The organism is Sorangium sp. So ce1036 (assembly GCF_051369805.1).
In the GTDB taxonomy this organism is placed as follows: Bacteria; Myxococcota_A; Polyangia; order Polyangiales; family Polyangiaceae; genus Sorangium; species Sorangium cellulosum_F.
The window spans coordinates 4570340-4595710 of sequence record NZ_JBBMOX010000001.1 but is presented as its reverse complement, the minus strand read 5'-3'; the positions used below and the strand labels follow the sequence as shown (position 1 = coordinate 4595710).

The 25371-nt window shown below is 73.4% G+C and carries 19 protein-coding genes; 10 read left to right on the top strand and 9 right to left on the bottom strand.

Annotated features, from left to right (window positions below; genetic code table 11):
- Positions 1-115: 115 nt before the first annotated feature.
- A complete protein-coding gene (locus WMF31_RS17440; RefSeq protein ID WP_436603027.1) occupies positions 116-1423 on the top strand; it encodes a PAS domain S-box protein in 1308 nt (435 codons plus the stop codon).
- Between the two features lie 3 nt (positions 1424-1426).
- Here WMF31_RS17440 and WMF31_RS17435 read toward each other — a convergent pair whose 3' ends face one another.
- The gene (locus WMF31_RS17435; RefSeq protein WP_436603026.1) at positions 1427-2239 is read right to left on the bottom strand and encodes a HugZ family protein; all 813 of its coding nucleotides are present in this window, start codon (positions 2237-2239) and stop codon (positions 1427-1429) included.
- Positions 2240-2643: 404 nt separating this feature from the next.
- Between WMF31_RS17435 and WMF31_RS17430 the strand changes: the two genes are divergently transcribed.
- The 5 genes from WMF31_RS17430 to WMF31_RS17410 all read left to right on the top strand — a co-directional run bounded on the left by WMF31_RS17430 (position 2644) and on the right by WMF31_RS17410 (position 6712).
- Entirely contained in the window at positions 2644-3729 is a 1086-nt protein-coding gene (locus WMF31_RS17430; protein ID WP_436603025.1) for an acyltransferase family protein, read from the top strand.
- A 275-nt stretch (positions 3730-4004) separates the two neighbouring features.
- Positions 4005-4445, top strand: a complete 441-nt coding sequence (locus WMF31_RS17425; protein WP_436603024.1) for a hypothetical protein — start codon at positions 4005-4007, stop codon at positions 4443-4445.
- On the top strand, positions 4442-5275 hold the full coding sequence (locus WMF31_RS17420) for a class I SAM-dependent methyltransferase (RefSeq protein WP_436603023.1): 834 nt from the start codon (positions 4442-4444) through the stop codon (positions 5273-5275). Before WMF31_RS17425 ends, WMF31_RS17420 begins: the two co-directional genes overlap by 4 nt.
- 126 nt (positions 5276-5401) lie before the next feature.
- A complete protein-coding gene (locus tag WMF31_RS17415) occupies positions 5402-6259 on the top strand; it encodes a CvfB family protein (RefSeq protein ID WP_436603022.1) in 858 nt (285 codons plus the stop codon).
- 120 nt (positions 6260-6379) lie between these two features.
- On the top strand, positions 6380-6712 hold the full coding sequence (locus tag WMF31_RS17410; RefSeq protein WP_436603021.1) for a hypothetical protein: 333 nt from the start codon (positions 6380-6382) through the stop codon (positions 6710-6712).
- A 39-nt stretch (positions 6713-6751) separates the two neighbouring features.
- On the opposite strand, the gene WMF31_RS17405 is transcribed toward WMF31_RS17410, so the two are convergent.
- The gene (locus WMF31_RS17405; RefSeq protein ID WP_436603020.1) at positions 6752-8581 is read right to left on the bottom strand and encodes a radical SAM protein; all 1830 of its coding nucleotides are present in this window, start codon (positions 8579-8581) and stop codon (positions 6752-6754) included.
- 26 nt (positions 8582-8607) lie between these two features.
- On the bottom strand, positions 8608-9894 hold the full coding sequence (locus WMF31_RS17400; RefSeq protein WP_436603019.1) for a glycoside hydrolase family 1 protein: 1287 nt from the start codon (positions 9892-9894) through the stop codon (positions 8608-8610).
- A 278-nt stretch (positions 9895-10172) separates the two neighbouring features.
- Between WMF31_RS17400 and WMF31_RS17395 the strand changes: the two genes are divergently transcribed.
- The 4 genes from WMF31_RS17395 to WMF31_RS17380 all read left to right on the top strand — a co-directional run bounded on the left by WMF31_RS17395 (position 10173) and on the right by WMF31_RS17380 (position 13563).
- Complete coding sequence (locus WMF31_RS17395) at positions 10173-10850, top strand: tetratricopeptide repeat protein (RefSeq protein ID WP_436603018.1); 678 nt, start codon at positions 10173-10175, stop codon at positions 10848-10850.
- Between the two features lie 149 nt (positions 10851-10999).
- Complete coding sequence (locus WMF31_RS17390; protein ID WP_436603017.1) at positions 11000-11752, top strand: hypothetical protein; 753 nt, start codon at positions 11000-11002, stop codon at positions 11750-11752.
- 104 nt (positions 11753-11856) lie between these two features.
- Positions 11857-12471, top strand: coding sequence for a GNAT family N-acetyltransferase (locus tag WMF31_RS17385; RefSeq protein WP_436603016.1), 615 nt, complete (start codon positions 11857-11859; stop codon positions 12469-12471).
- A 39-nt stretch (positions 12472-12510) separates the two neighbouring features.
- Complete coding sequence (locus WMF31_RS17380; RefSeq protein ID WP_436603015.1) at positions 12511-13563, top strand: cation diffusion facilitator family transporter; 1053 nt, start codon at positions 12511-12513, stop codon at positions 13561-13563.
- A 224-nt stretch (positions 13564-13787) separates the two neighbouring features.
- Here WMF31_RS17380 and WMF31_RS17375 read toward each other — a convergent pair whose 3' ends face one another.
- The 6 genes from WMF31_RS17375 to WMF31_RS17350 form a co-directional block, all read right to left on the bottom strand.
- Entirely contained in the window at positions 13788-15104 is a 1317-nt protein-coding gene (locus tag WMF31_RS17375; protein ID WP_436603014.1) for a PAS domain-containing protein, read from the bottom strand.
- Positions 15105-15322: 218 nt separating this feature from the next.
- On the bottom strand, positions 15323-17182 hold the full coding sequence (locus WMF31_RS17370; protein WP_436606571.1) for a phosphoenolpyruvate carboxykinase (GTP): 1860 nt from the start codon (positions 17180-17182) through the stop codon (positions 15323-15325).
- Positions 17183-17530: 348 nt separating this feature from the next.
- A complete protein-coding gene (locus tag WMF31_RS17365; RefSeq protein WP_436603013.1) occupies positions 17531-19033 on the bottom strand; it encodes a complex I subunit 4 family protein in 1503 nt (500 codons plus the stop codon).
- On the bottom strand, positions 19030-20493 hold the full coding sequence (locus tag WMF31_RS17360; RefSeq protein ID WP_436603012.1) for a proton-conducting transporter transmembrane domain-containing protein: 1464 nt from the start codon (positions 20491-20493) through the stop codon (positions 19030-19032). Before WMF31_RS17360 ends, WMF31_RS17365 begins: the two co-directional genes overlap by 4 nt.
- A complete protein-coding gene (locus WMF31_RS17355; protein ID WP_436603011.1) occupies positions 20483-23539 on the bottom strand; it encodes a YbcC family protein in 3057 nt (1018 codons plus the stop codon). Before WMF31_RS17355 ends, WMF31_RS17360 begins: the two co-directional genes overlap by 11 nt.
- A gap of 107 nt (positions 23540-23646) precedes the next feature.
- Positions 23647-25287 carry a SulP family inorganic anion transporter gene (locus WMF31_RS17350; RefSeq protein ID WP_436603010.1) on the bottom strand — a complete coding sequence of 547 codons (1641 nt, stop codon included), beginning with the start codon at positions 25285-25287 and terminating at the stop codon, positions 23647-23649.
- Between the last annotated feature and the right edge of the window lie 84 nt (positions 25288-25371).

Below are 25371 nucleotides of genomic sequence, written 5' to 3'. Positions count from 1 at the left end.
GGTCGCCGGGCTCCTGGCTCCAGGGGGAGCACGGGCCGAGAGGCGCGCTCGATCCGGTGCCCTCGTCAGGCAGCGCGCAGGGCGACGCGAGGATGTGCGGGAGGCAAGAGCGAAGGTGGCGACAGATCAAGACACCATCGAGCGGCTCCGGGAGGAGAACGCGGGCCTCCGCGAGGAGCTCGAGAGGCTGCGGGAGCAGATCGCGAGGAAGGAGGAGCGGACGCGGCTCATCCTCCAGGCCGCCCTCGAGGGGTTCCACGTCGTCGCGATGAACGGCGACATCCTCGACTGCAACCCGTCGTTCGCCAGGATCGTGGGTTACGAGCGGAGCGAGCTCCTCTCGATGAACATCGCGCAGATCGACCGGCAGGAGCCGGGGGAGATCGCCGCGCTCCTCGAGGAGCTCAGGGCGAAGGGGGCGATGCGGTTCGTCACGAGGCACGTCCACAAGGACGGCCGGCCGATCGACGTCGAGGTCAGCGCGCACCTCGTGAGCATCGACGGGGAGGAGGTCTTCTCGGCGTTCTCTCACCCGATCACCGAGCAGATCCGGCGCGAGCAGGCGCTCCGCGAGAGCGAGCAGAAGTTCCGCGCGATCTTCGACGAGACGTCGATGTTCATCGGGCTGCTCACGCCCGCGGGGGAGCTGATCGAGTGCAACAGGACGTTGGCCGAGTTCACCGGCGCCCGGTCGGGCGAGGGCCGCGGCGAGCCCCTCTGGCAGGCGCCCTTCTGGGGCGGCGACGCCCGCGCCGAGGAGCGGGTGAAGGCATGTGTCCAGAAGGCCACGTCGGGCGTCCCCGCCGCGTGCGAGGCGGTGCTCCACGGGCCGGGGGGCCGCGCGGCGACGCTCGAGCTCAAGATGAAGCCCATCCTCGAGGCGTCGGGCGAGACGGTGCTCGTGATCGCCGAGGGCTACGACGTGACCGAGCTCAGGCGGGCCGAGGCGGAGCGGGCCTCGCTCCAGGAGCAGATGATCCACGCGCAGGAGGCGACCATCCGGGAGCTCTCGACGCCGCTCATCCCGCTCGACGCGGGGATCCTCGTCACGCCGCTCGTCGGGCGGCTCGACAAGGTGCGGATCGGGCAGCTCCTGGAGCGGCTGCTCCACGGGGTGGTGGCCCAGCGGGCGACCACGGTGATCCTCGACGTCACCGGCGTCCCGATGGTGGACGCCGAGATCGCGGACGCGCTGCTCCGGGCCGCGCAGGCGGTCAAGCTGCTCGGCGCGGAGGTGATCCTCACGGGCGTCGGCCCCGAGGTCGCGCAGACGATGGTGAGCATCGGCATCGATCTCCGGGAGATCACGACGCTGAGCTCGCTCCAGAGCGGGCTCCACCACGCGCTCTCGCGCTCGCGCGGCCGGCGGCGCTCCGGCGGACGGCGGGTCGGCGGGAACGGATCGGGGGCGCCGGGGGCGTGAGCGTCAGGCGCCGCCGCCGCGCGCCGCGCGCGCCAGGGCCACCATCGCCTTGCGGACCTCGTCGGTCGTCGAGACCGGCGCGTCGAACGCGAGCCGCGCCGCCCTCGGCCCGGCCGGCGTGATGACGTCCAGCTCGAACCCATAGCGGTCGACCGAGGTCATGGTCGCGGCCGTCGCGTCCTTGATCCCGGCGAGGACCTTCGCGTAGGCGAGCACGGCGTCGGCGTGGTCGGCGTTCATGTGCTCGAGGATGTGCGCGGCCTCGGACGCGAGCGGATCGGGCTCGGCGGCCGCGTACTCGCCGGCGTCGACCCACGACATGCGGCCGAAGCCGCCGACGTAACGGATCGACGCCGGGTCGAGCCGGTAGAAGGCGAAGTCGGCGAAGTCGACGTAATGCGCGGCGCGCGGGTGCGCCGCGAGGAACCGCGCCCGGGCGGCGGCCGCCTCCGCGGGATCGAGCGGGCGGCACGGGCCGAGCAGCGTCATGCGCCCGAGGGCGAGCGGGTCCGCACGGCCCTGGGCGGGCTCCGCGAGGAGCAGCGACGCCTCGGGGCGCGCCTTGAGGTTGCCGGTGTGCTCGGCCAGCGCCGACAGCAGGAGGAGCGGGCGCCCCTGGGGGTCCGCGGCGACGGTGACGAGCGATCCGTACGGGTAGCCGGCGGGATCCCGGGCGATCGTGCACAGCGTGGCCGTACGGGCCTGCTGCGCGAGCGTGCGGCAGCGCTCGGCGTGGCTCGGCGCGGTCGCGCGCGGGGCGGGTTGCTCGGCCTCCGGCTCCGCAGGGCCGCCGGGCCGACCGTGGTCTGTGCTCATGCAGGGCGGGTAGCACGCCGGGAGGCCCGCAGAAACCCGATCGGGGCACGCCGAACGGCCTGACGTGTCACAGGGCATCTCGGCAGGGCGCCTGGATCGTCCCTGCTTCTGGCGATGTCGCCACGGCCGCTTTGGACGAACTCCTGCTTCTGGCGATGTCGCCACGGCCGCTTTGGACGAACTCCTGCAGTCTGGCGGTTCGAGCTCCGCGATCCGCGCCGGAATTTCGGCGCGGACTCCGCCGCACGCGCGTTCATCGAGCGTGTGTCCCGGTAGCGGGAGGCTCGCAGTTCTTGTAATGATGACCGATACGCCCGATTTCGCGCACGGTCGCATGGTGACGCGGCCGTGTCGTCGGGCAGGCGTCGACGAGGTCGTGACCGGACATGATGGCTTCTGTCCCCATGCAAGCCGCGGGTGAACCGCCCGCGATCGAGCCGAGCGCGCGGGCCGCGAAGCCGCGGGTGGAGTGGGTCGATTACGCGAAGGGCATCTGCATCTTCTTCGTCGTGATGCTGCACGCGAACGGCATCACGCAGGAGCGGATGCACGAGATCGGGTGGCTCGAGGAGGTCGTCGAGTTCGCGCGGCCGTTCCGCATGCCCGACTTTTTCCTCATCGCCGGCCTGTTTCTGGCGAGCGCGCTGCGCCGGCCGTGGCGGCGCTATCTCGACACGAAGGTCGTGCACTTTTTCTACTTCTACCTGCTGTGGATGACGCTGCGCTTCGTGGTCGTGGACCTCGACAACCTGGTCCGCGCGGACGGCGCCACGGCGCACGGGGTCGTGCTGGCCTACCTTCGGCGCTGGATCGATCCGATCGGCACGCTGTGGTTCATCCACATGCTCCCGATCTTCTTCGTCGTGACCCGCCTCCTGCGTTCGGTCCCGCCGTGGGGGATGTGGCTCGGCGCCGCGGCGCTCCACAGCGCGCAGATCGAGACCGAGTGGACCGTGATCGACAACTTCGCGTCACGGTACGTGTTCTTCTACTCGGGGTACGTGCTCGCGCCGCACATCTTCCGGATCGCCGCGTGGGCGCACGCGCGGGCGGGCGCGGCCCTCGGCTATCTCCTGGGCTGGGGCGTCCTCAATGGGCTCCTGGTCGCCGCGGGATGGGCGCTGCTGCCGGGCGTGAGCCTCGCGCTCGGCTACGCGGGCGCGCTCGCGGTGATCTTCGTGGCGGTGATGTTATCGAAGCTGTCGTGGACCGGGCCCCTGCGGTACCTCGGCGAGAACTCGCTCGTCGTGTACCTGGGCGACTTCTGGGTCAGCCGGATCGCGAACCGGGCGCTGGCCCTGGCGATCGGCGATGTCGGATCGCTCGCGCTGGCCACGACGGTGGCGAGCGCGATCGGGACGGTCCTCCTGTGGCGCGTGGTGATGCGCAGCCCGGGGCGCTTCATGTACGTGCGGCCCCGCTGGCTCCGGCTCGACGACGGGCCGCCGCCGCGCGAGCAGGAGGGGCGCGGGCCGCTCCTCGCCGCGTGAGGTGTCATGGCGAGGGCGTGACAGGGGCCGTGACATGTCACGGCCTCGAGCGTGACATGTCACGGCCTCTCGCCCGACGCCCCGTCGAGCCCCTGTGCCCGGCGCGCCGCGGCTCGCCCATGTCGGCCTGATTTGCCGCGCCGGCCGCTCCCCGGCGTCAACGCAGGTCCCGCCGGCGAACGCGCGGCAGGCGGCATGTGCCTTGCCAGAGCGCCCGTGGACCCACCCCCCACGCGCGCGCGAGGCGGCCGCGCCATCACGCAGGGAGAAGCATCATGATGTCTGCACCGATACGGAGGACGACAAGGGATCTCCTCACGGCGTCCATCTCTCCTGAGGACCTGCTCGACGCGGCGGTCGTCTGCGCCAACGTGCCGAGCCCGCTGTCCTCGGTCGCGTTTCACCGGGAGGTCGAGTGTATCCGGAGGTTCTTCGCCGCGGGGTTCCCGGTTCACCTGGCGATCCACCGCGTGGACGACGCGGAGCCGGCCCGCCGGGACTACACCGAGCTGCACACCCACGATGTCCCGGAGATCAACCTCATCCTCCCCGATCCGACGGGCCTCGAGTACCGCGTCGAGCTCGGCGACAGCGTCCATCACCTCGTCGAGAGCACGAGCCTCTGGATCCCGCCGGGCGTCCCGCACGCCGCGAACGTGGTCCGCGGCTCGGGTTACCTCGTCGCCGTGCGCCTCGATCACGGGGGTGCGACATGAGGTGTGACCTCCCCCGGGAGCGCGACGAGCAAGCCCGCGCGGTGGCGAGCGCCGCGAGCCTCTCCCCTGTCGCGCAGGCCTACCGGAGCGGGAGCGTCTGGCAGAGGGGGCGCGGCGAGCACCTCATCGCGCTCGCCAGGGTGAGGCGCGGCGAGCGCGTGCTCGACCTCGGGTGCGGCACCGGCGGCCTCACGCAGCAGCTCGCCGCGCTCGTGGGTCCTGAGGGGCGCGTGCTCGGGCTCGATCCGGACGCGGCGCGGATCGCGCTCGCCCGGCACACCGCCGGCGCGCCCAACCTGGCGTTTCACGTGGGGGCGGCCGAGCGCCTCGGCGAGCTCGCCCGGGGCCGCTCCTTCGATCTCGTGTTCTCGAACTTCGTGCTCCACTGGATCCGCGACAAGCGGGCGGTCCTCCGCGCGATACGCGACCTGCTCCACCCCGCGGGGCGCATCCTCGTCCAGTGCGTCTCGTCGCTCCCCGCGCTCGTCGGCGAGCTCTCACGGCTCGCGGACCCTTCGGGGGAGAAGATCCTCGGGGGCTTTGCGTTCGAGGGCGCCGCGGCGCTCGCCCGCCACGTCGAGGGCGCCGGCCTGCGGCTGATCCGGCTGGAGGAGCAGCAGGGGACGCACGTGTACCCGTCGCTGGACGCGCTGCTCACCTGGTGGCAGGCGACGACGCACGACCGGTTCGACCCGCGGACCATCGAGCCCGCGGCGCTCTCGCGGTTCGCCGCGCTGCACGGCGAGGGCGGCGCGTTCCCGGTGCGCGAGACGTTCTGCTGGTTCGAGGCGCGGCTCGCCCCGGCGCACGCGCGGGGACGCGGCGGCTGACCCGCGCGGGGGGATGCGTGCTCATCGCTCGCGTGTCCCGGTAGCCGCAGGTGGGTAGAGCGCTCGGCAGCGCGATGACGCTCGGAGCGACGACACCCCGCGCGGCCTGTGCAAGACTGCGCGCCGATGCCCTACGACGACCTCCTCGGACGCCTCGTGACCCTGCCGATACGACGGTTCGGCCCGCCGGGCGCCTTCCTCTCGCCCGATCCGGGCGACCTGCGCCCGAGCGCGCCGGTGCTCCTCCTGCCGGGCGGCGAGGTGCCCGAGGGCGCGAAGGAGGGAGACACGCTCGAGGTGTTCGTGCACCTCGACTCGGAAGATCGGCCCATCGCGACCACGCGCCGGCCGAAGGTCGCGCTCGGGGAGGTCGCCTTCCTCCCGGTGACCGACGTGGCGCCCTTCGGCGCGTTCGTCGACTGGGGCCTGCCGAAGGAGCTGCTCGTGGCGCACGCGGAGCAGACCCGCGATCTGCGGGTCGGGCAGCGGCACCCCATCGGGCTCATCGTGGACAGGACCGGCCGCCTCGCGGGGACGATGCGCGTGAGCGAGATGCTGCGTGACCAGGGCGAGTTCGATCTGGACGAGTGGGTCGAGGGCGAGGCGTGGCGCAACGAGCCGGAGATCGGGCTCTTCGTCATCATCGAGCGCAGGTTCGTCGGCCTGGTCCCCGCGGACGAGCCGCACGGGCTCGCGCGCGGCGAGGCGGCGCGATTCCGCGTGACGAGCGTGCTGGCCGACGGGAAAGTCGAGCTGTCGGTGCGCGGCCACGCGCACGAGGAGCTCGAGAGCGACGCGGAGGAGGTCCTCGCGAGGCTCTCTCGCCCGGGCGCGCCGAGGGTCGGCGACCGCTCGAGCCCGGACGAGATCCGGGCGGTCTTCGGCCTGAGCAAGAAGGCGTTCAAGCGCGCCGTCGGCCGCCTCCTGAAGCGGCGCGCGGTCGCGGTCGACGGCGAGGGGTTCGTCGTCCCGCACCGGCGCTGATCCGGGCCATGAGCCCGGCCCACCTGGCGGCGGTGGACGACATGGCGTATCCCGAGGACCTGAAGCGCGACCGCGCTGGTCGAGCCAAGGCCGGCGACGCCGGAGGAAGCGGAGTCTGTCATGACCACCCGGGAGCGCGTCGAGCAGTCCATCGGGCAGGGGCGCGAGCGGCGGAGGGCGGCGCGCGTGCCCATCGCCACGCTCCTCGCGCTCCTCGTGGCGGGCGCCGCGCCCGCGGCCTGCTCCAGGGGCGTCGGCGCGCCGAAGCACCGCGAGGCGGCGCCGGAGCGAGACAGCGCCTGCGCGGATCCGGCGAGGCCCAGAGCGTACTTCTACCCTGCCGAGAACCGGACCGACTACGCGCCCGACGACCCCTGGAAGGACGGCTGCGCCATGCTGGTGCCAGATCACCTGTTCTGCTGCCCGGAGAAGGCCCCTGAGCGGCCGAGGTGAAAGGGACCGCCCGCACCCAGCTTCTCCGTCTGCGCCCCCTTACGACGGCACCACCCGGAGCCGCCCGCGCTGCCCCGCCGCCTCGCGCCCGCCCTCCTCGCGCGGGAGCGCCGGACGACGTCGCTCCCCGGCCGGCGGCCACACCGCGAAATCCTCCGGGAGCGGCCCCGGCAGCGCCGGCTGCGCCGTCCTCTCGAGGAGCTGGAAGTCGCACCGCGCGACGAGATCGAGCGGCAGCCCCCTGCCCGGCCCGCCCTTCGCGAACCACGCCCGCGCCACCTGCACGTTGCGGATCAGCACCGGATGCTGCGGGTCGCACCTCGCCGCCGTGGTGAAGTGATCCTGCATCGCCTGGATGTCGCCCCGGCGCGCCGCGATGCAGGCGAGGGCGTTGTACGCGAGCCCCGGCACCGGAACCCCGAGCTCCAGGGCGCGCGCCACGTGGCGCTCCGCGAGGTCGAGCTGCCCCGCGTCGAGATAAGCAATCCCGAGCTCCAGGTGCGCGGCGTGATGGTCGCCGAGCCGCGCGAGGATCGCCCGGCGCTCGTCCACCCCCTCGCGGTAGAGCTCGCGCAGGCCCTTGTTCTGCTCGAACCAGGCGCCCATGAGCGCCGTGTCCTCCTCCGAGGCGTCGAACGGCGTCTTGAGCTCCTGGAAGTCGCCCCGGAAGTAGACCTCGCGGTCGAGCCACCCGGCCGCCTCCGCATCGTCGAAATCGCGCGTCCCGGGGTAAATCGACAGGCACGAGAAGATGTATTGATGCGGCCTCGCCGCCTCCAGGAATGCGAGCGTCTCGCGGAACGTCTGGGCCGTCTCCCCGCGATTGCCCAGCATCATGTAATAACGGACCTGGATCCCGTACTTCTTCGCGAGCTCGGTCGACTCGATGATCTTCTTGACCGTGATCTTCTTGTCGATGTTCTTCAGGATGGCCGGAGACCCCGACTCGACACCGAGGCTCAGGCGCTGGCAGCCGGCGAGGCGCATCTCCCGGAGCAGATCGTCGCCGAGGACGTCGACGCGCGTGTCGCAGCTCCACAGAAACGAGATCTTCCGCGCGCGGATGCCCTGGCAGATCTCGATGACCCGCTTGCGGTTGGTGGTGAAGGTGTCGTCCTTGATCTGCACCATCTTCACGGGCAACCGCGCCACGGCCGCCTCGAGGGCGTCGAGCACGTAAGGCACCGACTGACCGCGGAAGCCGCGGCCCCAGGTCGTCTCCGCCCCGCAGAACGTGCAGGCCCAGGGGCAGCCGCGCGAGGTCATCACGATGTGCGTCGTGAAGTGGTCGTGCGGCGACGCCAGCGCGTCGAGATCCTCGATCGCCGCCCGGGGCGGGCCGAGCTCGACGCGGCCCCCCGCCCGGTAGGCCGTGCCGGCGATGCCGGTCGCCGGGAGGCCGGCCTCCAGGCGGTCGAGCAGCTCCAGGAACGAGAGCTCGCTCTCGCCGAGCGTCACGGTGTCGACCTCGAGGTGGTGCCGCAGCACCTCGGCCGCGAGCGGGGTCGCGTGCGGCCCGCCGACGACGATGTGGGCGCGGGGGTGGAGCGCACGGATGCACCGGGCCGTGAGCGCCACGCCGCGCCGGTTGGCGGTCCAGCACGACATGCCGAACACGTCGGCGTCGAGCGCGCGCACCACCCGCTCGACCTCGGAGAACGGGTACGAGGAGAGGTTCAGCACCTTCACCTGGTGGCCCGCGCGGATCGCCTGCGCCCCCAGCGAGAAGAGGCCGTACGGCGTCTGGTGGAAGTCCGGATCGAGGTCGCCCTCGCGGTACTCGGCCGGGGGGCCGTCCCCGCCCGTGTCGGGCGCCTCCCCCGGCGCGGGGATCTTCCAGGGCGGTGGGTAGAGCAGCGCGATGCGCATCGGTCGGGCCTCTCGGGTGCTGTCGGTCACGCGGGCGCCGCGGCCCGCCCGGAGGAGGGCGCGCCGCCCGCGCCGTCCGTGTCGATGCGGCGCGCGCGCGCGATCCGCGCGTAGAGCTCGGCGCTCGGCCGCGGGCTGCGCTCCTGGGTCGCGTGGTCGACCTGGACCAGCCCGAAGCGCGGGGCGTAGCCCTCGGCCCACTCGAAGCTGTCGAGCAGCGACCAGTGCATGTAGCCGCGCACGTCGACGCCGCGCGCGATGGCCCGGGCGACCTCGGCGAGGTGCCGCACGAGGAACCGCGGGCGCTGGTCGTCGTCGGCGTCGGCGATGCCGTTCTCGGTGATGTACATGGGCACCCGGGCGCGGGGCCACCAGGCGTCGAGCACGTAGCCGAGCCCCTCCGGGTAGATCTCCCACCCGAGATCGCTGACCTCCGCCCCCTCGGGGACCAGGCGCCGGAGGAACCCCGCGCGCGCGTGCGCGGGCGAGAAGCGGACCAGGTCGCGGCTGTAGTAGTTCACCCCGAAGAAGTCGTGCAGGCCGCTGTCGCAGACGGCGCGCGCGAACGCGTCGTTGAACAGCCGCTCGAACAGCGCGGCCCACATCCGGTCGGCGAGGCGCCCGAAGCGCTCCGGCTCGATGACGCGCAGGTGGTGCGCCACGCCGATCGAGAGGGCGTGGCCGCGGCGGCCCGCGGCCTCGTGCATCGCGCGGTACATGGCCGTGTGCGCGCGGAAGAGGTTCTGGTGGGCGCGCACCGCCTCGACCGGCGAGCTGCGCGCCGGCGGCCAGACGCCGAGCAGGTGCGCCTGCAGGGCGAGCATGTTGGGCTCGTTGAGGGTGACCCAGAGCTGGCAGAGGTCGCCGAGCGCCTCGACGGCGCGCTCGGCGAAGCGCGAGAGCAGCGCCGGCAGCTCCTGCGAGAGCAGCCCGCCGCGCTGCGCGACCCAGCGCGGGAGGGTGAAGTGGTGGACGGTGACCATCGGGGTGATCCCCGCCTCGCGGTGGGCGCCGAGCACCTCCCGGTAATGGTCCCACGCGGCCGGATCGAACTCGCCCGGCTCCCGCTCCACGCGGGCCCACTCGATGGAGAGCCGGTGCGCGCCCATGCAGAGCCGCGCCTGGAGCGCCACGTCCTCGCGGAAGCGGTGGAGCTGGTCGCACGCGCCGTCCGGCGTGTCGCCGCCGCGGACGCGCCCCGGCTCGCGCGCGAACGCGGCCCAGTCGCTCTGCTCGCAGTGCCCCTCGACCTGCGTGGCAGAGGCGGCGGTGCCGAACAGGAACGCGTCCGGGAAGCGCAGGACCTCACCCATGGCCGCGCATCCTACGCGAACTCGCGCCGTGCGGCTGCCCTCCGGACACGGGCGCGGCGCCGGGTGGGGGCGGGCGCCGGGTGGGGGCAGGCGCCGGGTGGGGGCAGGCGCCGGGTGGGGGCAGGCGCCGGTGTCGCCGCGGGGCGTCGCGGTCCGCGGCGCGGCGGCGATTGCCCGGGCGGCGGGGCGCCGGTACGCTGGGCGCGGTGTGCGCGGGGCGTTGCGGAGCGGCGGCGAGGGCGCGCCGGCGAGCGGGTGCCCTCGCCGTCACGCTCGCCGTGGCGCTTTTGCACGGGGCCGCGGTGGCCCGGGCCGAGGAGGTCGGGTGGGCCACGGCGCAGGCCGCCGAGCTGACCCGGCAGGGCGAGGCGCGCGCGCTGGCCGGCCAGGCCGACGTGGCGCTCTCGCGGTACCTGGAGGCCCTGCGCTTCGACGCCACCTACGGTCCGGCGTACCTCGGGCTGGGCGCGCTGTACGAGCGGGCGGGCGATCCGCGCGAGGCGGAGCGCACCTACTCCGTGGGGCTGGACCACGTGCGCGGCTTCGTCGAGGGCTACCGGGCCCGGGCGGCGCTCCGGGCGCGCGCGGGGCGGCGCGCCGACGCGATCGCCGACCTGGAGGCGGCGGTGACGCTCCGGGGCGACGACGCCGCCCTGCTCCAGGAGCTCGCGGCCGCATACGTGGCCGCGAGCGCGCTGCCGGCGGCGCTCGGGGTCACGCGGCGGCTGGCCGCGCTCGCCGCGCGGACCGGCGACGGCGTCCTCGAGGCCAGGGCGACGACCCAGGCGCGCGCCCTGGCCGCGCTGATCGACGAGGCCGATCCCGTGCGAGCGGGCGGCCGCGACCGCGGCCCGGTCCGGCGCGCGATCGCGCGCTACGCGGCGTCCCCCGCGGCGGCGCGGACGCGCGGCGGCGCGCCTGCCGGGCGCGCGCCGCGTGAGCCCGTCCGCCCCTGACGCCACCCGGCTCCGGGCCCTGCACAGCCTCCCTGACACCGCACGATCGGCCGTGCCGGACAGCCGTGCTGGCGACGGGAGCGGCCGTTGACGATGGGTGATCCGGTGGCTAGCGATCGGTCGACGCCAGCCGAGGAAGGAGCCCTGATATGCTCTTGATCACCGGAGAGGACCCCGTCCTCACGGAGCAGGTCTGTGATGGGCTGTCGCAGCGGAGCATCGCGCACAGCCGGGTGGACGCCGCTCATGCCACGGCCGAGCGCGGCAACCTGTTCCAGGCTGCGCTCGACGCGCGCGCGACCGGGATCGTGGTCATCGAGCCGGTCGCGTGGCGCGGCGCGCCGCCGCCCTCGCCGTCGTCCTCCGCCGGGCTGCTCGCGGCGGCCCTCTCGGCGACGCGCGCGCCCGGCGTGACCTCGCTGCTCCTCGTGACCTCGCGCCGGGACGACGACGAAGGCATCCGCCGGCTCCGGCGGGACGGCGCCCCGTACATCGTGCTCAGACCAGCTCCGCTCTTCCACGTGCTGCCGCGCGGCGCGGAGCGCTCGCTCCGGGATCGGCGCGTGCTGATTCCGCCGGAGGTGGCGGAGGCGTTCAAGGAGGCGATCCCGTTCGGGGCGCTCCTCCTGGCGATCGAGCGCGCGCTGGCGGGTGAGACGCCTCAGGGGACGATCGTGGAGGTCGCGGCGTCTCCGGAGCACTCCGTCATCGAGGTGCTCTCGCGGGCCGGCGCGCGGCCCGAGCTCGCCGGGGGGCTCCGTTCCCGGATCGGCCGGTGGTTCGGCCAGGCGATCGCGCGGGCCGACGGGGCGGACCTGCGCCTCGACGGCGTCGAGGCGCCCGCGACGAGCGAGGCGCCGCGGCGCGCGGTCGCGGAGGCGCTCACGGCCGCGGGCTCGTAGGGCCAGCGAGCTGCCTTCGCCGGGGGCTCGGTCGCAGCCTCCTCCGGCGCGCGCCGGGGCGCCTTCGACGCGCGGGCCCGATGGAGGTAGCCTCGGCGCTCCCCATGCCGATCGCTCCGATCCGAGCGCCGCTCCGGGACGGCCGCCATTGCGTCGTCCGCCCGTTCTCGGAGGAGGACGCCGCCGCGCGGCTCGCGCTCGAGCGAGCGATCGTGCGGGCCCGGCACGGCGTGGTGAAGCACGAGGACGAGCTGCCCGCGGACGCGAGCGCCTACGCCGAGCGGCTGGAGCGCGCGGGGCTCACGGCCACGGACAGCTCGGCGATGTGCCTGGCGGCCGAGATGGATGGCGGCCGCCTCGTGGGCGAGGCGACGCTGCTACGGCTCCAGCCGAGGATGCTGCGCCACGTGGGGGTGGTCGGGCTCGGCGTGCACCCGGAGGCCCAGGGGCTCGGCGTGGGGCGGGCCTTGATGGGGCGGCTGCTCGAGTGGGCGCGCGCGCACCGCGACGCGGACGGCGGGCGCGTGCTGCGGGTGGAGCTGCAGGTGCGGTCGGACAACGCCCGGGCGATCGCGCTGTACCGGTCGCTGGGGTTCGTGCTGGAGGGGACGCGCCGCGCGCTGGTCCGCCGCGACGACGGGGTGCTCGTGGACGACCTGGTGATGGGCCTGCTCCTGGAAGGCGCGCACGCCGCCCCCGATCCGCGTGCTGCCCCGTGAGCGTGACGGCGCCGGGCGCAACGGGTTAGCCTTCGCGCGATGAGCGGACCGCCTGCCGCCGCGGCCTCCAACCTGGGTGCCGGCCGGGACCCCAACCTGGGTGCCGGCCGGGACCCCAACCTGGGTGCGGCCCCCGGCCGGGACCCCAACCTGGGTGCCGGCCGGGACCCCAACCTGGGTGCGGCCCCCGACCCGGGCGCCCGCGCCGCCGAGCGCGCCCACCTCGCGCTGCGTGCCGGACGGATCGCTGCGTTGACCGCCGGCGGCCTCGCCCTCGGCAAGCTCATCGCCGGCCAGCTCGGCCACTCCATGGCCGTGACCGCGAGCGCCGTCGACTCCCTCACCGACCTCTTCGCGTCCTCGGCGAACGCCCTCGCCATCCGGCTCGCCCACGCCGCGCCCGACCGGTCCCACCCGTTCGGCCACGCGAAGATCGAGACGCTCGCCACCGCAGGCCAGGGCCTGCTCATCGGCGGCTCGGGCGTCTACCTGCTCATCGAGGGCGTCCGCCGGCTGCTCTCCCCCGAGCCGCTCCGCCTCGCCGCCGTCACGCTCGGCGCCATGGCCGTCGCCGCGCTCATCACCGCGGCGCTCGTCGCCTACCTCGGCCGCGTCGCCGCGCGCACCGGGTCGAGCGCCATCCAGGCGGACGCGGTCCACTACCGCACCGACATCGCCGCGAACCTCGCGGTCTTCCTCGGCGTCGCCCTCACCTACGCGACGGGCATCTCCCGCGTCGACGGCGTCCTGTCGATCGCCGTCGCCGTCTACATCCTCGCCTCGGCGGGCTCCCTCCTCCGCCTCGGCGTGCGCGACCTCATCGACACGAGCGCCCCCGAGGAGCGCGTCCGCGCCATCGAGGCCGCGCTCGACGCGCTGCGCGCGGTCGGCGAGATCGCCGGCCACCACGCGCTGCGCACGCGGATCGCCGGCCACACGCTGTTCGTGGACGTGCACATCGAGCTCCCCGGCGACCTCCGCCTCGCCCGCGCTCACGCGATAGGCGACCGCGCGCGCGACGCGATCCTGGCCGTCGAGCCCGACGCCGAGGTGCTCGTGCACATCGACGTCGAGCGCGACGAGCCCGCCTGAGGCCAGGCCGGCGCACTCCCGGGCGGCACTCGCCGGGAGTGCGCCGGACGGAGCCGGCGCCGACGCGCCCTCCCCCCCCGCCCCGGGTACAAGCGCCACCGAGCGGCGGTCCCCCGCACAGGAGACGGGCCCAGATCGGCGTTTTCGGCGCGGAAGCGCACTCCGGTGCGCTGAGCACCGAAAACGTCGAGATGGGCCCGTATCCGAAGCGGGTGACCGCCGCTCTAGCGCCCGGCGTGGCGGAGGGCGTGGGCGATGCCGCTCTGCAAGGTGCCCAGCGTGGTGATGCCGGACAGATCCACGCCGAGCGTGACCAGCGTCTGCGCCACCTCCGGGCGGACGCCGGTGAGCACCACGCGGGTGCCGAGCAGCTGGGCGGCGCGCGCGGTCCGCGTCAGCGCGTCGGCGACGAGCGTGTCGACCGCGCGAACGCCGGTGATGTCCAGGATCGCGGTGTGGGCGCCCTGGCTGCTGATGCCGGAGAGCAACGTCTCCATGATCTGCGTGGCGCGCGCGCTGTCGATCGTCCCCACGAGCGGCATCGCCACCACCCGGTCGGCGAGCGGGATGAGCGGCGTGGACAGCTCCCGGAGGGCAGCCTGCTGGGCGACGATGATCTTCTCCTGCAGCGCCGCCCGCTCGGCCTCCGCGCGCCTCAGCATCGTGATCTCGGTCACGATGCCGCCGAGACCGATCGCCTGGCCACGCTCGTCGAGGATCGGGAACTTGACCGTGGAGAAATGGATATGCGTGCCGCCGAACGGCAGCGCCTCCTCGAACTGCATGACCCTGCCCCCGGCGAGCACCTCTCGCTCCTTCGCCAGGAGCATCTCGGTGCCCTCGGGGGTCAAGGTGTTCACCTCATGTTCTTTCTTGCCGATGACCTCGATGGCGTGCCTCTGCAGGACTTGCGCGAGAGCACGGTTGACGAAGACGTAGCGCCCCTCGAGATCCTTGACGAAGATCGAGCTGCACGCGTTGTCCACCAGCTGGAGGAGCAGCTGATACCGCCCGCGCATCATCTGCTCCCTCCGCCGCGGATCGCTGGTGTCGTCGACGATCGCCGCGATCTCGCGCACGTCGCCCCCGTCGTCGCGCAATACGGTGTACGTCCAGCGGCAGGGGCGCGTGTGCCCGTCTCTCGCCCTGGCCTCGCCCTGAGCCACGGCGAACCGGCTCTCCATCCAGTGGAACTCGAAGGCGCTCACCGCGTCGGGGGTCACGGGATCCGCGGCCACGAGGTCGGACAGCCTGCGACCGACGGCCTCGCTCGCGCGCCAGCCGAAGATGCGCTCGGCGCCGTCGCTCCAGCGCGTCACCGTGCCATCCGGGCGCCAGTGGATCAGCGCCGGTGACGTCGTGAGCACCCACTCGAGCCCGACGTGACCGCCCGCGTCGGTCGCGTCGCGCTGCGCGGATCCCTCGGGCGAGCGGCCACGCGACCGCTCCGCCAGCGCTCCCTCCAGCGCCTCGACGCGCGCGTGCAGTGCTGCGTTCTCTGCCCTGAGTCGCCCGAGCTCGTCCAGTTCTTCACGCACCATTCGCCAGAGGCTGGAGCGTACGCCGGGCGTGAGCGGGGTTTCAAGGCTGCCGTCCGGCACGAATGCACAGGAACGCACCGCAGCGCGCAGACACGATGGTGCCCTCGACCACCCAGCCCCCCGATGTGAGGGGCTACCGGCGAGATCTGGAGTCGCCCGGTGGAACGACTCGAGGCCTCGCCGACGTCGGTGTCCCGCGCGATGGCCCCTACCCCGCCCTACATACCGTGATCATCCAGGTAGCGCTCGGGCGCGAGCTCCCAACGCTCCGGCGAGCGCCAGAGCTGCGACAGGAGCAGCTCCCGCATCAGCATGAACTCCTTCGGCAGCCGATCATACAGCCGCTCGAAGAGGTCCCCGTGCGAGCCGAGCTCCACCTTCCACGCCTCGCGGTCGACGGCCATGAGCTGATAGAACCTCTCCTTCGAGAAGCCCTCCATGCCCTTCCACTCGAGATCCTCGTAGCGGGGCATCCATCCGAGCGGGCTCTCCTCCGCGAAGCCGCGCCCGTGCACCCGGTCGACGATCCACTTGAGGACGCGCATGTTCTCGCCGAAGCCCGGCCACAGGAAATTGCCCTGCTCGTCCTTGCGGAACCAGTTGACCGAGAAGATGCGGGGCGGATTGACGATCTCGCGCCCCATCTGCAGCCAGTGGTTGAAGTAGTCGCCCATGTGGTAGCCGCAGAAGGGCAGCATCGCCATCGGGTCACGGCGGACCTCGCCGAGGGGGCCGCCGGCCGCCGCCGTCATCTCCGAGCCGATCGTCGCGGCCATGTAGACGCCGAAGCTCCAGTTGAACGCCTGGTACACGAGCGGCACCGTCGTCGCCCGCCGCCCGCCGAAGACGATGGCGCTGATCGGGACCCCGTCCGGATCGTCCCAGCGCGGATCGATCGACGGGCACTGCGACGCGGGGGTCGTGAAGCGCGCGTTCGGGTGGGCCGCCTTGCGCCCGCACGCCGGCGTCCAAGGGTTCCCCTGCCAGTCGATGAGCTCCGGCGGCGGCTCGGCGGTCATCCCCTCCCACCAGACGTCGCCGTCGGGCGTGAGCGCCACGTTCGTGAAGATCGTCCCCCGCCGGACGGTCGCCATCGCGTTCGCGTTCGACCGCTCCGACGTCCCCGGGGCCACCCCGAAGTACCCCGCCTCGGGGTTGATGGCGTAGAGCTGCCCGTCCCGGCCGGGCTTCATCCAGGCGATGTCGTCGCCGACGGTCGTGACCTTCCAGCCGTGGAACGCCTTCGGCGGGATGAGCATGGCGAAGTTCGTCTTGCCGCAGGCGCTCGGGAAGGCCGCGGCGACGTACGTCTTCTCGCCCTTCGGCGACTCGACGCCCAGGATGAGCATGTGCTCGGCCAGCCAGCCCTGCTCGCGGCCGATGGCCGAGGCGATGCGCAGCGCGAAGCACTTCTTGCCGAGCAGCGCGTTGCCGCCGTAACCGCTCCCGAACGACCAGATGAGCCGCTCGCCCGGGAAGTGGACGATGTACTTCTGCTCCCGGTTGCACGGCCACGGCACGTCGCGCTGGCCCGGGGCGAGCGGCATGCCGACCGAGTGCAGGCACGGGACGAAATCGCGGTCCCCGAGCGCCTCGAGCACCTTGCTCCCCATGCGGGTCATGATGCGCATGCTCGCGGCGACGTACGGCGAGTCGCTGAGCTCCACGCCGATGTGCGCGTAGGGCGAGCCGACAGGGCCCATGCTGAACGGGATGACGTACAGCGTCCGGCCGCGCATCGCCCCGGTGAAGAGCCGGCGCAGCGTGGCCTTCATCTCCTGCGGATCGGCCCAGTTGTTCGTGGGGCCGGCGTCCTGCTTGCGGCGGCTGCAGATGAACGTGCGATCCTCGACGCGGGCCACGTCGCTCGGATCCGAGCGCGCAAGGTAGCTGTCCGGGCGCCTCTCCGGGTTGAGGCGGATGAGCATGCCCGCCTTGACCATCTGCTCGCAGAGCGCGTCGTACTCCTCCTTGGAGCCGTCGCACACGTGCACGCGGTCCGGCTGGCACATCGCCACGACCTCCGCGATCCATCGCCTGAGCTTCTCGTTGGCGATCGTCGAGCGCAGCTCGGGGATCGAGGTCGGCGGCTGCTCCGGCTGGCCCTGGTTCTCGCTGCTCTGGCTGGCTGCTGCGGACAATGGCGTACCCTCCTTACCGTGTGCGACGAGCGCGCTCTGCAAGCCGCGGGCCCCGCACGCCATTTTCCGTAGTCTGGCCGGAACGCGGCCTCCGGGCCGCCCCGATCCACCTCGAGCCCGCTCGCCCCGGCGAGGTCGCGCGCACGCGCTGCGCGCCGCGGCACGGCCTGCGCCGCGGCACGGCCTGCGCCGCGGCGACGGCCTGCGCCGCGGCGTCATGCCGAGACGCACATCGCCCGCGCTCGATGCCATCTCCGGCGCCGGAGCTCTCCCCGGCGCCGGTGCTCACTCCGCCCGCGCGTGAGGCGACGCCTTCACCGGGCCGTCGCCGACCTCCGCAAGGACGCGCTCCACCACCGGCGCGTGCAGCGCGAGCAGCCGGGACGGCGCGACGCCCAGGGTCACGATCAGCGCCAGGATCGACAGCAAGGCGGCCCGCTCCCGGAACAGGAGCGACTCGATCGCCGCGCCGCTCGCCCGGCCGCGCGGGACCGGGCCCAGGAAGGTGCGCTGGAACGCGCGGAACATCGTGATCCCGTTGAGCGCCGTCGCGCCCAGCATCATCACCGCGAGCGCCGGGCTCACGTGCAGGACGCCGTGCAGCAAGAGATCCTCGCCGATGAACGTCAGCGCCCCCGGGAACCCGATCGCCGCGAACGCGAGCAGGAAGAAGAAGGCGGCCATGCGGGGCGTCTTCGCCACGAGGCCGCCGAGCTCCCTCATGTCCGCCGTGCCCGTCCGCGCCTCGATCGCCCAGACGACCATCGCCACCCCGATGACCGCGATCGACAGGCCGAAGCTCTGCACCAGCGCGCCGCTCACGCTCTGCGGGTTCATCGACGCGATCCCGAGGAGGATGAGCCCCTTCTGGCTCGCCACGAGGTACCCGATCATCCGGCGTAGATCCGTCTGCGTGAGCGCGAGGACCGAGCCGTGCAGCGCGCTGAAGAGCCCCAGCGCGGCGAGGATCGGCATGTCCTCGGCGCACGCCTCGGGCAGGAGCGGCGCCGCCACGCGGACCAGCACGCAGACGCCGACCTGCATCTCGGCGAGCAGGACGGTCACGCCGATCGGCCCCCGCTCGAGCAGCACCGGCAGCCAGCCGTGGAACGGCACGGCGGCCATGCGCATCAGCACGGAGATGCCGACGAGCGCGAGCAGCGGCGACTGCCACGCCTCGGGGATGCCGACGCGGGCGATCTCCTGGAGGTCGAACGGCAGCGCCGCGCCGCGGCGCGCGGCGAGCGCGGCCATGGCGCCGATCGCGAGGACGAGCGGCGCCGCGCCGCCGATCAGGAAGATGCGGTAGGTGCGCCGGAGGAGCTGGTCGGACGCGCCACCCCTGGCGACGAGGCGCGCGCCCGGCAGGAGCGCGGCGACCCACGCCACGGCGAGCACCGCGAGGTCCGACGCGCAGTAGACGCCGAGGATGGCGCTCGCCGTGGCGAGCAGCGCCGCGAGGTTCGGCCGGTCGAGCGCGGCGCGCGGACCCGCGGCGATCAGGGCGAGCAGCATGAAGCCGAGCAGCGGCAGCAGGGAGGCGCTGAAGCCGTCGAGCCCGAGGCGGAGGCGCACGCCGAGCGGCGGCACCGCGGGGCCGATCGCGTCGAGGGCGACGCCGCCCCCCCTGTGGAACAGCGCGAGCGCCACGAGCGAGAGCAGCAGCGTGAGCGCCGCGCCGGCGAGGGCCACGCGGCGCGCGGCCTCGTCGCCGCGCGCGCGGGAGGCGGCCAGCGCGGCGAGCGCGGGCGCGAGGACGAGCGCCGAGAGGAGCAGGAACATCGTCATGACCGCGCCCCCTTCGCGTCGACCGTGGAGGCCGCCACGCCCACGGAGGCCGGGGCGCCCGCGGGGGCCGCGGCGCCCGCGCGCTCGCCGTGGGCGCGGCCGTCGTCGCGCGCGCCGCCGGGGTGGCGCTCGGCGACGCCGCTCAGCGCCGCGACCCAGCGGCGCTCGAGCCGGTCGACCGCCTGACCGAGGCGCATGAGCGGCGCCGCGATGAACCGCTGCTGCAGCGCCTCCAGGTGGAAGCGCTCGAGGGCGAGCCAGTACGCGCGCCGCACGAGCGGCGCCGGCAGCACCCGGCCGGCGATCCCGAGGCGCGGCAGCGGGTCGCCGGCGTGCGCGGCCCGGATCTCCTGCGCGTCGCGGAGCGCCGAGGGGGAGCGCAGCATCTGCAGGCACCTGAGGCACGCGTGCGCGAACAGGTGCACGAGCGCGAGCCAGTAGAGCCCGAGCCCGATCTCCACGAACATGATCCCGACCTGCGACATCGTCGCGTACGCGAGCGCGCTCTTCACGTCGGCCTGCACGCGGCCCACCAGGGTCCCGTGGACGGCCGTGAGCGCCCCGACGACGGCCACCACCGCGCTCGCCGCGGGCGAGCGCTCGAGCACGGGCGCCGCGCGCAGCATCAGGTACACGCCCGCGTGGATCGAGATCGCGCCGTAGAAGAGCGCGCTCGAGGGCGTCGGCCCCTCCATCGCCCGCGGCAGCCAGCTGCCGACGGGGAACTGCGCGCTCTTGCCCATCGCGGCGAGGAACAGGCACAGCGCGAGCGCCGTCGCCCCGGAGCCGTTGATCGCGGCGGCCGTCCCGGGCCAGGCGGCGCCGCCGAACACCTCGCCGAAGTGGGTGGAGCCGGCGATCTGGTGCATCAGCACCACGCCCACGAGCAGCCCCACGTCGCAGAGCCGGTAGGTGACGTAGACCCTGAGCGCCGCCCGCGCCGGCGCCGCGCGCTCGTGGAAGAAGGCCACGAGGAGCACGCTCGTCACGCCGACGAGCTCCCAGCCGGCGAAGAGCAGGTCGATGCTCCCCGCGGACACGAGCGCCAGCATGCCCGTCGAGAACAGCGCGAGGAGCAGGAAGAACCGCGCGAACCCCGCCTCGCGGTGCAGGTACGCGACCGAGAACCTGCCGGCGACGAGCGCGATCAGCGAGACGAGCACCATCATCGTCGCCGACAGCCGGTCGACGAGCAGGATGACGTCGAACGAGTAGCCAGACGCCTCGAACCAGTGCCCGAGCTCCACGGGGAGGAAGGCGTAGGGCGCCGCGACGGACGAGCCCCAGACGACGAGCGAGGCGGCGAGCGAGATCGCGAGCGAGGACTGCACGACGCCGGACACCACGCGCTCGCTCGGCGTGCGCAGGAGGAGCAGGAAGGCGCCGAGCGCGGCGAAGGCCACCGCCGGCGAGAGCACGGCGAGCGCGGCGAGCTTGCCGAGGACGAGATCAGGCAGCATGGTCGGCGATCTCCAGCGAGGCCCCGCGGGGCGCGGGGCGGACGATGGCGGGCGGCACGAAGTCGCGCTTGCCCGCGTACCAGTCGGAGGACCGCGCCACCGTGGGCAGAGGACGCTCCGGGGGCGAAAACGGCGCGAAGGCGCCGCGGGCGAAGTGCTCGATCCGGCCCGTCGCCGGATCGATACAGGCGAGCTGGATCCAGCCGTTGAAGATGAGCTCGCGGAGCGACGGCTGCCGCGCGCAGATCGCCGCGGCCGTCTCCGTGCTCGCCTCCACGACGGTGAGCATGCGCACCGGCTCGTGGATCTCGATCATCTGCTTCGGCAGGCCGGTGCGCAGATCGCTCAGCGCGCCGTCCATGACCCCGAGCAGCGAGACGAGGTTGTGGGGGAGCTTGGTCCCCGCGCCGAAGCGGAGGTTGTCGACGCGGGAGAAGTAGTACTCCAGGTTGATCCCCGCCCCGACCGGCCCGGCGGAGAGCAGGACGCGCTCGAGGACCGCGCCGGTGGGGTCCTGGGTCGGGTCGTACGAGGTGAGGAACACCCGGCGGTCGAGGAAGAGCCCGCGGGTGAGCTCGCGGCGGCCGATCACGCAGACGGCGTTGGTCGCGTGTCCGAGCTCGGGCCGGGCCTCGCTGAGGTCCACCGCGCGCGCCTCGACGTGCGCGAGCGCCTGCTCGGGGCTCAGGCGCTCCGGGGCCGACGCGAAGCGGCGGCAGCGCTCGTGCGCGTGCCGCTTGCGCGCCTCGACGAGCGCGCCCTTGAGCGCGGCGATCTCGCCGCGGTGCGACGGCGGCGCGAGGATCTCGTCGTAGAAGACGATCTCCTCGGTGGTCGTGTTGTTCATCCCGCCGAGGAAGAAGGTCCCCTCCGGGATGTCGATGCCGCGCGCGCGGAGCAGCGCGCGCACCTCCCGGTCGTTGGCCATGGCGGCGAACAGCCGCGCGTTCGGGCCGCCGTGCCGGCCGCCGCACGCGCCGCAGTCGTACGCGGAGTGGTGCGGGTTGTTCACGCTGCTCGCGCCGTGCCCGAGCACCACCACGAGCGGCGCGAAGCGCCGGGTGAGCCCCATGATCTCGAGCGTCGCCGCCACCATCGCGGCCTCCTCGGCGGCCGCGAGGGGCGCGCCCCCGCGGGCCGCCGGCGCCCCCTCCTCGTGCGGGCTGTGGAGCTGGGTCGGCACCGCCGGCAGGAGGCGCCGCGCGATCGCGCCGCGCAGCCGCGCGTACGCCCGCGGGAAGAGGGTGCGCCCGACGAGCGGGATCGTGGAGAACAGCCCGAGGGTCGGCGTGAGCAAGAGGCCGCGCGAGAGGGTCCGTGTCCCGTGCCCGAGCGCGTGGACGAAGCGCGCCCAGCGCCTGCGGCGCGCCTTCCGGACGAGCCCGAAGCCCTCGACGCGGGGTCGCTCGACGATCTCGTGCGCCGGCACGACGTTGACGGGGCAGAGGCTCGCCTGGCCGGCGTCGTCGAGCCCGCGGTACCGGATCGGCACGCCGAAGAACCCGGCGATGCCGAGCGTCTCGTGCCGCGGGGAGAGCTCCTCGAAGTGCCGCCGGAGCCCCTCGCAGCGGTCGTCGATGCAGAGCGCGACCTGGAACCGCGGATCGGGGACCGCGCGCTCGCCCGCCGGGCGGCGCAGGTTCGCCGCGATGCCGTGCAGCACCTCGGCCCGGTGGTGGTGCTCGTAGGCCTCGTGGAGCAGGCGCCGCCGCGCCATCTCGTCGAGCCCCTCGAGCACCTCGAGCGCCCAGACGCGATCCTCCACCGGGAGCGGATGGATCTGGGCGACCGACAGCCCCGCGAGCTGCGCGAGCTGGAACAGGCGGAAGGGCCTGTCGCCGTCGGGCGAGCGCGACGGCGGCTCGACGGGCCTCGCGGCGCGCCGGGCGTGCTCGACGAGCCCCGCGAGGGGCCCCTCGTACCCGAGCTTCCGGCGCGCCACGTGGCGCAGCGCGTACCGGGCGAGGGTCAGGCGCACGGCGAGGTAGTCGACCAGCGACGCGGGCGGCGCGCCCTCGGGCCGGTCGCCCGGCGTGCGCTCGAGGCGGTGGACCATGCCGGCCCAGCCCGGCAGCTCGAGCAGCACGCGCGTCACGTAGCCCTCCCACCGGTCCTCGGCGACGCCGAGCTCGCGCAGGGCGGCGACGGCGACGGCGGCGGGCGGCGTGCTCGCCCCGATCGCGCGGAGCTCCGCGTCGAGCCCGGCGAAGCACGCCTCGGCCGGCCTCGACCCGTCGAGCACGAGGCCGCGGAACGCGCGGAAGAACCCCTGCGCGCGGTCCGGCATCGCCCAGTGCGCGATCCCCTCGTCGAGGTAGGCGCCGAGGAGCCGGATGAAGAGCGGATCGATGAGCTCGGCCGGATCCTCCCCCGTGAGCGCGAGCAGGAGATCGCGGTGCGATCGATCGACGCCCACGCGCTCGATGAGCGGCGGCGCGGCGGGCGTCGCGGGCGGCAGCGGCACGCTGCGGCAGGCGTCCCAGAGGGCGAGCGCGGCGCGCGACTCCGGGTCGCGGGCGCCCTCCTCGACGAGGCGCGCGGCCGCGTCGGGGCGCTCGGCGAGCCAGCGCTCGGTACCGACGATGAGGCGGCGGTACGGCTCGGGCGGGAGGTCGGGCCGGAGCCTGCGCGTCTCTCCCGCCTCGGCGATGCGCCACCGGAGCCCCGCCTCGGTGACGCCCTCGATGGGGAAGCGCAGCGCGAGGCGCTCGATCTCGTTGCGTGACAGCGGGCCCCGGCGCTCGTCCGGCCTCTCGGCGAAGCGCTCGGCGAGCGCCGCCTCGATGTCCTGGTCGTCGATCCGGCCCGACGCGATGTGCGCGCGGTACTCCGCCTCGGGGAGGTACGGCTCTGCCTCGAACAGCGCGCTCGCCGCGGCGAGCGCGTCGTGGAACGGCAGGTGCTGGAACGCGTGCAGCGTGTTGTGGTGGACGAACACGCCGATCGGCCCCTGCGCGGGCAGGAAGTGACCGGCGTGCTGGAGGAAGATGCGCAGGCGCTCTTCTGGAGCTTCGTCTGCGCTGGACGTCGAACTTGGCTCGTTCATCTCAATCGTGGAGTGGTAGTATCGTCTCAAATCTGCGGCGCGCACGCGCATCCTTCGCGCGTCTCGCCATCCTTCACGTCACGTGCCTCACGCCCCGCCGTGCGGGCTCAACGGATCACCACGGGCGCGAGGACGACCTTTTTCCTCGCGGAGAGCGGGTGCGACGACAGCGGGCCGTGGTCGTCGAGGCCCGAGAGCGTCAGCGTCCGCCCCTTGCGCTCGAGGGTGGCCTTGAGATCGTGCAAGTTGGCCATGACCGTGTGATCGACGAGGCGGGTGTCGGAGAAGTCGATCTCGATGGCGGAGGCGCTCGGGTGCCGCGCGAGCCTCCGCTTGATCGAGAGGTAGTTGCTGAAGACGGCGGCCTGCTTGACGCGCAGCACGAGCCGCGCGCCGTCGACGCGCTCCTCGATGTCGGGCCGGAAGAGGCCGCGGAGCGGCGCGCCGTGGAGCACGTGGATGAACATCTCCACCGCGATGCCGGCCGCGACGCCCATGAGCAGATCGGTCGCAATGGTGATCACGGCGGTGGCGACGAAGACCACGAGCTGCTCCTTGCCGATGCGGAACGTGTGCACGAACTCCCTGGGAGACGCGAGGCGGACGCCCGTGAAGACGAGCATCGCGGCCAGCGCGGCCAGCGGGATCCTGTGGATGAGCCCCGGCGCGAAGGCGACGAAGACCAGGAGGAATGCGCCGTGGAAGAAGTTCGAGAGCCGGCTCTTCGCGCCGTACCCGATGTTGGCGGAGCTGCGGACGATCTCCGAGATCATGGGCAGCCCGCCGAGCAGGCCCGCGGCGAGGTTGCCGACGCCGGTGGCGAGCAGGTCCTTGTCGAGGTCGGCGTTGCGCCTCTCGGGATCGAGGGAGTTGACCGCCTTCGCGGACAGCAGCGACTCGATGCTTCCCACCAGGGCGAACATCACGACATACTTGAGGGACGCGGCCGTGGTGACCTGGCTGAAGTCCGGCAAGGCGATCGCCTGAACCAGGCTCCCCGGCAGGCTGACGAGGAACTTCGGCCCGACCGTGTAGATCGAGTCCGTCATCGAGAAGGTGTACGTGTGCCTGTGCTCGAGGTCGAAGGCGAGCGCGAGCGGCATCGCGGCCGCGAGCACCAGGAGCGGCGCGGGGATCTTCTGCATCCATCGCCCTCTCCGGGCCAGCAACGGATAACCGAACAGGAGGACGAGAGACAGGGCGCCTATCAGGGCGATCGCGGGGTTCAGCCGGAGGACGCTCGCCGGGATCTCCAGGAGCAGGGGGAGCGGCTCGTTGGCCGTCGGGGTGACGCCGAGGAGCGTGTGGACCTGCTTCGAGCAGATGATGATCCCGATGGCCGCGAGCATCCCGTGCACCACCGAGGAGGGGAAGAAGTCGCCGAGGGTGCCGGCGCGCGCGAGCGCGAAGGCGATCTGCACCACGGCGGCGACGACGATGCAGGCGAGCGCGCGGCGGTAGCCCGTCGCGTTGTCCCCGCCGCCGAGCTCCTGCACCGCGCCGAGCGCGATGACGATGAGCCCCGCTGCCGGGCCTTTGATGGTGAGCCGCGCGCTGCCGAGCCAGGTGGCGATCACGCCGCCGACGATGGCGGTGAGCACGCCGGAGATGGGGGGGAATCCGCTCGCCATGGCGATGCCAAGGGAGAGCGGGAGAGCTATCAAGAAGACGAGGAATCCCGAGACGAGATCGCTCTTCCACGTTGATGGTGCCGGTTCTGGTGGCTCCGGCATGTTCGTCATGGACATGGTGGTATTCGACCCTCGGATACGCGGGCAGGACGCCGTCCTGCAGTCTCCGTCCCGACCGCTGGTGCGTTGTCGTCCAGGTTC